Genomic DNA, 7,524 nt, shown 5'->3' with positions numbered 1-7,524 from the left:
ACGCTGATGCCGGTGATGTCGTCCGCGCCATCCTCATCGCTGAAGTTGTCTTTGACGTTGAAGGAGATCCCGCCCTGGCCGTCCTCGAACGCCTTGTCGCCTTCGGCGTCGCTCACCACAGGGGCGTCGTTGACCGGGGTCACGGTGATCTGCAGCTCGGCAGTCTGATCGGTGTCGGTGGTATATATGATGGTCGGCACACTGCCGTTCCAGTCATCCACCGGGTCGAACACGTAGTCACCGTTGGCGTCGATGGTGATGGTACCGACGTTCTCCAGGGTTATGGTCTCCCCGGCGGCCACAGTCTGCTCTCCAACGCTGAAGCTCTTCACACTCAGCGCCGCGTCGTCCGCCAGGTCGTTGCTCAGCACGTTGCCGGTGGCATCAATGTCTTCCGCCACCGTCTTGCTGTCATCGGCGAGTACCGCGTCGGCGTTGTCTGGGGTCACGGTGATGGTCACCGTCTGAGTGCTGCTCTCGCCACTGGCGGCGTCAGTCACCGTGTAAGTGAAGCTGTCGGTGCCGTGGTAGTTGGCGTTCGGGGTGTAGGTGTAGGTGCCGTCGGCGTTCATCACCACGCTGCCGTTGGCGGCATCGGTTGCCAGAGCAAAGGACAGATCGCCACCGCTGGTGGTGCTGTCGTTACCGGCCACAGAGCCGGACACCGCTGTGTCCTCGGTGGTGCTGTTGCTGTCATCAGCTGAAGTCAGGTCGTCCACCGAACCGACGGTGATGGTCACCGTCTGAGTGCTGCTCTCGCCACTGGCGGCATCGGTCACCGTGTAAGTGAAGCTGTCGGTGCCGTGGTAGTTGGCGTTCGGGGTGTAGGTGTAGGTGCCGTCGGCGTTCATGGTGACAGAGCCGTTGGCCGCATCATCCGCCAGGGCGAAGGACAGGCTACCACCGCTGGTGGTGCTGTCGTTGCCGGCGACGGTGCCGGAGACCGCGCTGTCTTCCTGGGTGCTGTTGCTGTCGTCGCCGGCAGTCAGATCGTCCACCGACCCCACGGTGATGGTCACCGTCTGGGTGCTGCTCTCGCCACTGGCGGCGTCGGTCACCGTGTAGGTGAAGCTGTCGGTGCCGTGGTAGTTGTCGTTCGGCGTGTAGGTGTAGGTGCCGTCGGCGTTCATCACCACGCTACCGTTGGCGGCATCGGTCGCCAAGGCGAAAGATAGATCGCCACCGCTGGTGGTGCTGTCGTTGCCGGCCACAGAGCCGGACACCGCGGTGTCCTCGGTGGTGCTGTTGCTGTCATCAGCTGAAGTCAGGTCATCCACCGAGCCGACGGTGATGGTCACCGTCTGGGTGCTGCTCTCGCCACTGGCGGCATCGGTCACCGTGTAGGTGAAGGTGTCGGTGCCGTGGTAGTTGGCGTTCGGGGTGTAGGTGTAGGTGCCGTCGGCGTTCATCACCACGCTACCGTTGGCGGCATCGGTCGCCAGGGCGAAAGACAGATCGCCACCGCTGGTGGTGCTGTCGTTACCGGCCACAGTGCCGGACACCGCGGTGTCTTCCTGAGTGGCGTTGCTGTCGTCGCCGGCACTCAGGTCGTCCACCGAACCGACGGTGATGGTCACCGTCTGGGTGCTGCTCTCGCCACTGGCGGCGTCGGTCACCGTGTAAGTGAAGCTGTCGGTGCCGTGGTAGTTGTCGTTCGGGGTGTAGGTGTAGGTACCGTCGGCGTTCATGGTGACAGAGCCGTTGGCGGCATCGGTGGCCAGGGCGAAGCTCAGGCTACCGCCGCTGGTGGTGCTGTCGTTGCCCGCCACAGAGCCGGACACCGAGGTGTCTTCCTGGGTAGAGATGGAATCATCTGCCGCAGTCAGATCATCCACGGCCCCGACATCGATAGTGACCGTCGCAGTATCGAAGCCGCCGTTGCCGTCACTGATGGTGTATTCAAAGGTTGCCTGGCCATTGAAATTGGCATCTGGAGTAAAAGTCACTGTGCCATCGGCGTTCAGCACGACTGAACCGTTGGTGGCATTAGCCACGCCGGAGATAACCAGGCTGTCGCCATCAAGATCCGTATCGTTGGGATCAACGAGGTCACTCAGCCCCAGAGTGACCGCACTGTCTTCCTGAGTTGAGGCTGTATCGTCATCGGCCACCGGCGCATCGTTTACCGATGCGACGTTAACAACCACAGTGGCGGTATCCGTGCCGCCATTGCCATCACTGATGGTGTATTCGAAGCTAGCCTGGCCATTAAAATTGGCGTCCGGAGTAAAGGTAATGGTGCCATCGGCATTCAGAGTCACTGTTCCATTGGTGGCGTTGGCCACACCGGTGATCACCAGGCTGTCGCCGTCCACATCAGTGTCATTGGGGCTAACGATGTCGGATACCCCAAGGGTCAGTGGCGTATCTTCCACGGCATTGAGGGTGTCATCTTGAGCATCAGGGGCATCGTTGACCGGGGTGACAGTGACGTCGATGGAAGTCGTTGTGGTGTTGCCAACCGCATCGACCACATCATAAATCAGCTCAAATTCACCATTGGTGTTATCAGCAGGAACAAAAGTCCAGGTTCCATCGCCATTGTCAACCAAGGTCCCTGCAGAAGTATCAGCGAGGCGCAGCGAACCCACAGACAACGCATCACCCTCGGGGTCGGTGATATGGCTGAGCAGTTGCTCACTGGTGATCCGGATGCTGGTATCTTCAGGGGTAACTAAGGTTGGAGCAGATGCACTTAGAGCAATCGGGGCTTGGTTAGTAGTGATGTCTTCAGGGGCGTCGTTTACCTCAGGCTGATCATCTGGCGCAGCGGTGTCATAACCGCTGGTGGCGATCACCTCTTCTGCCTGGCGGTCAATGGAAGCAACCTGTGAAGAACCGGAGCTCTGCGGCTCGGCATCTGGCGTTCCGCCTGCTGCAGCCGCTTCAAAAGCCTTAGTTGGGTCGACCCCTGCCAAAATGCTCTCCTGCAGCGCTGCAATCTCATCCTCGGCAGAGGTGTCAGACTCCTGATTCGGCTCCTTTGCCTCAGCAAACTGCGCCTGCAGTTCCATGAAGGAGAACTCCCCAGACTCAACAAAGAGAGGAAGCTTATCGGGATCCTGCAGTATCACCTCTTGGCCATCCGGCACCAGAAGGGTATCCGTCTCCAGAAGAAGGTCTCCGGCTTTCGCCTCCCGACGAGTGCCATCTTCTGACAAGACCCAAGCACCCTTGGCGGATGCCGCGATAACTAAGCTAATAGCCATACTGTTCCCCGATGATTCCTTGCTGTTTGTAATTTCCTACACATGTCCCGCCAGTAGCCCGGCAACCGAATATCTGCAATAGCCGGCCCCGAAAGGACAAATATCTAATCCAGGACCCTATTGCGGGCTTTATCTCTTAATCCCCAAAAGATATAGCTGATCCCCAAAGCCAAAAAATGACCGCCCCATGGCAGTCATTAAGTCCTGAAAATCTATTTCATATTGAGCCCAAAAGCATTCGAACATGAATTCAGTTGAGATACGAATGTAGGTAGAACTAGACTACCAACCCAAGGTGTCAAAAACAAGACAGCGTCAACTATCTGACCACAGTTCAGGATATTCGAAAGACGTTCGGCACTTTTTCATGTCTCATCCGACCTCGTCAGGGTAAAAGCATTGGCATAAAGTCAGAGGGCGGAGCAATGACTCACTGTTTTGAGGCAGAAAAAAGCAGAATCAACCTTAGCTAGCCTACAGTCTCAGACAAAGCTGCGCTTAGCTGGAAAAGTAAGGAAATAGAGGGACTGGCAACACCATTGGTTACCCGAACCAGACAGCAGTAGTACAAGCTTCAACAGTACAATAATCCATCCGCGCCGTTTTCCGGCAGAACATGTCTCTGCCAATTGGCTCATATTTTTTGCTCACTCAAAGAAACGGAATAAATAAGCAGTCAACCTGCATTTTTGGTGAAGGTACATATTCAACCCAACATTAAAGCCCTTGCCTCATCCCAATAATGAGGCCACTTCTCTTCCTAAAAGGAGTTGACCGCTCACAATTCCAGTAAGACCTAATCTGTATTTGGCCACCTTTCTTCACCCTCCCATTTTCGCATGAACTTGCTTTCTCGCCCCATTAAAAATTAACACTTCTGGTAGTGCTAAATCCCCCCTTCAGAGCAACCACTCAGGAGTGGTGAGACTGACAAGCCAGTTCTGACACCGGCATCAATCGCGACAAGAGCTAAAAAGAAAGGGGTCCTACTGGACCCCTTTTCTCTTTCGGTTTCGCAGCCTTAATTGGCTTGTTCCGCTTGCTCCGCCTCTTCCATCAGCTGCTCGGCTATCTGACGCATCTCCATGATGGAGTAGCGATGCTCAACAAACTCATAGACGTTGGTGGCCAGCGACAATTTGAACAGGTTCAGAGCTCGCCTTGGTTGACCATCCATCCGGGCTTGCTTGCCCATATAGAAGTAAGCCTCACACAGACGCTCTGCCAGCTGCTTCTGATGACTCAGGTCCTGCCTGGCGGCAGCCAGAAGCTGCCCTTCGTCCAGTTCACCCAGGTAGTAGGCGACCAGAGCAGCCCCCCAACCATCCTGAATGCCCTGACTGCGAGCCTTTAGCCCAACCAGCGCCTGCTCAGGGTTCCCCTGTCTCTCGGCCAGGTAGAGCCACAGGGCACGATAAGCATCTCCGGTGTCCCGGAGGTAGAACTCCTCCAGGTCAGACATCGCCAGCTGTGGGCGACTGCCGTAGTAGAGGGCAATACCGCGATTGAGGAAGGCAAAGTCATACTCAGGATCGAGCTCCAGCACCGCGTCAAAGGCTTCATAAGCCTGGTCAAACTCCATCGCCTGGGTCAGGTAGATCCCCATGAAGTTGTAGGCATCGGGCAGGTCCGGGCGCAGCTTCAGTGCGCGGGAGAAATCGATGCGAGCCAGGGTACGCAGACCAACGCTGTCGTACAGCACACCACGGTCATAGAGGAAGCGGGCACGCTGCTCCTCGGTCAACTCGGCGGTCACCAGCACTTCGCTGATCTTGGCCAGGGCCAGTTCCAGGTTGGCATCTGGCTGCAATGGCGTCACCAGCATCATCTGGCCACCGCCCTGCTCCTTGGGTGCCTCTGGGGTTGCGGCGCAACCGGTCAAACCGAGGCAGAGGACCCCCAGGGCCAGCCAGTATTGTCTTAATCTCATAGAACCATCCTTTTGCCACCGCTAAAGCAGCGGCGTGCCATGTATGCTCTCATTGTAGAGGGGGACCATAGCAAACGCATTAACTATTTGTACAACGTCAAAAAACTAAGGAGTTAGAGACTCAATAGCCCCCAGGGTTCCCCAAGCATCCAGAGGAACTTCAAAGCACCAGAAAAACAAAAGGGAGCCCTGAGGCTCCCTTTCACTATGGGTGAAGACCGGACTTATTCGCCCTTGGCTTCACCTTCGATAGCGTCTTTGATGGAAAGACGGATGCGGCCCTGACGGTCCACTTCCACAACCTTCACTTTCACTTCCTGGCCAATGGACAGGTGGTCAGCCACGTTGTTTACGCGCTCTGCGGTGATCTGAGAGATGTGAACCAGACCATCTTTACCAGGCAGGATGTTCACGAAGGCACCGAAGTCAACGATACGAACAACCTTACCGTCGTAGATGCGACCCTCTTCCACGTCGGCGGTGATCGCTTCGATGCGACGAACCGCTTCGGCAGAAGCCGCGCCATCGCTGGAGGCGATCTTCACAGTACCATCGTCTTCGATCTCGATGGTGGTACCGGTCTCTTCGGTCAGAGCACGGATGTTCACGCCGCCCTTACCGATCACGTCGCGGATCTTGTCAGGGTGGATCTTGATGGTGGTGATGCGAGGTGCATGCTCGGACAGCTCTTCACGAGCGGAAGGCAGGCTCTCATCCATCACGTTCAGGATGTGAATACGGGCCTCGTAGGCCTGCTTCAGGGCAACCTGCATGATCTCCTGGGTAATACCGGCGATCTTGATGTCCATCTGCAGGGCGGTAATACCGTCACGGCTACCGGCAACCTTGAAGTCCATGTCACCCAGGTGGTCTTCGTCACCCAGGATGTCAGACAGAACCACGTAGTTGTCGCCTTCCTTCACCAGACCCATGGCGATACCGGCTACGGAGGCCTTAATTGGCACACCGGCGTCCATCAGGGCCAGAGAGGTACCACATACAGAAGCCATGGAGGAGGAACCGTTGGACTCGGTGATCTCACTTACCACACGGATGGAGTATGGGAACTCTTCAGCAGACGGCATAACCGCCATTACACCACGCTTGGCCAGCTTACCGTGGCCGATTTCGCGGCGCTTGGGAGAACCGATCATGCCGGTCTCGCCCACACAGTAGGGAGGGAAGTTGTAGTGCAGCATGAAGCGATCGGTGCGCACACCGGTCAGCTCATCGATCATCTGAGCATCGCGCTCGGTACCCAGGGTGGCGGCAACCAGGGCCTGAGTCTCACCACGGGTGAACAGGGCAGAACCGTGAGTACGGGGCAGAACACCTGGAGCCACGGACAGAGCGCGGATCATCTTGGTGTTACGGCCATCGATACGAGGCTCGCCGGCCAGAACACGGCCACGAACCACGGTCTTTTCCAGGCTACCCAGAACGTCGGAGATCTCCTGACCATCCAACTCTTCGTCTTCGGCCAGCAGCGCTTCTTTGGCTTTGGCTTTAACGGCGTCGACGGCGTCCTTACGCTCCATCTTGTCGGTGATGCGGTAGGCATCGCCCATGTCGGCTTCGGCCAGCTCGGCCACCTTGGCGATCAGGGCTTCGTTCTTCTCAGGGGCAGTCCAGTCCCAGGTAGGCTTACCCGCTTCGGCTTTCAGCTCGTTGATGGCAGCGATCACTTTCTGCTGCTCCTGGTGACCGAATACTACGGCACCCAGCATCACGGACTCGGACAGCATGGCGGCTTCGGACTCTACCATCAGTACCGCGTCGGCAGTACCGGCAACCACCAGGTCCAGATCGCTCTCTTCCAGATCGGTGATGGAGGGGTTCAGCAGGTAGTCACCATCTTTGAAACCTACACGGGCACAACCGATGGGGCCAGCGAAGGGGATACCGGACAGGGCCAGGGCAGCGGATGCACCAATCATGGCAACCACGTCAGGCTGGATCTCAGGATCTACAGACACTACGGTGGCAACAACCTGAACCTCGTTCTTGAACCCTTTAGGGAACAGAGGACGGATAGGACGGTCGATCAGGCGAGCAGTCAGAGTCTCACCTTCGGAAGGACGACCTTCACGCTTGAAGAAACCGCCTGGAATCTTGCCCGCTGCGTAAGTTTTCTCCTGGTAGTTCACCGTCAGAGGGAAGAAGTCACGACCGGGATCGGCCTGCTTTTTACCAACAACGGTAACCAGCACGGTGGTATCACCCATGCTTGCCAGTACGGCGGCGTCAGCCTGACGAGCGATGACACCGGTCTCCAGAGTGACCGTGTGACGGCCATACTCAAAACTCTTAATGACGGGATTCACGTTATGTGTTCCTTAGCAGTATTTTTAACCTTAAATTTCGCGGATTAGTATACTGCAATGC

3 protein-coding genes are annotated in these 7,524 nt (G+C 56.8%); all 3 read right to left on the bottom strand.

What is annotated here, in order from left to right:
• On the bottom strand, window positions 1-3,209 hold a 3,209-nt coding region (locus tag ACN0RV_RS13795; RefSeq protein WP_417348369.1), incomplete at its 3' end, for a retention module-containing protein.
• 1,021 nt (window positions 3,210-4,230) lie between these two features.
• Window positions 4,231-5,139 (bottom strand): lipoprotein NlpI, encoded by a 909-nt coding sequence (nlpI, locus tag ACN0RV_RS13790; protein ID WP_417348368.1) that lies wholly within the window; start codon window positions 5,137-5,139, stop codon window positions 4,231-4,233.
• A 224-nt stretch (window positions 5,140-5,363) separates the two neighbouring features.
• Window positions 5,364-7,463 (bottom strand): polyribonucleotide nucleotidyltransferase, encoded by a 2,100-nt coding sequence (gene pnp, locus ACN0RV_RS13785; protein WP_417348366.1) that lies wholly within the window; start codon window positions 7,461-7,463, stop codon window positions 5,364-5,366.
• Window positions 7,464-7,524 lie beyond the last annotated feature (61 nt).

Source organism: Ferrimonas sp. (assembly GCF_048263965.1).
Taxonomy (GTDB): Bacteria; Pseudomonadota; Gammaproteobacteria; order Enterobacterales; family Shewanellaceae; genus Ferrimonas.
The sequence above is the reverse complement of the archived record's forward strand: the minus strand, read 5'-3'. Positions and strand labels throughout refer to the sequence as shown.

Coding starts and splice junctions, on each gene's coding strand:
- nlpI (WP_417348368.1), bottom strand. CDS start 5,139: ATGAGATTAAGACAATACTGGCTGGCCCTGGGGGTCCTCTGCCTCGGT.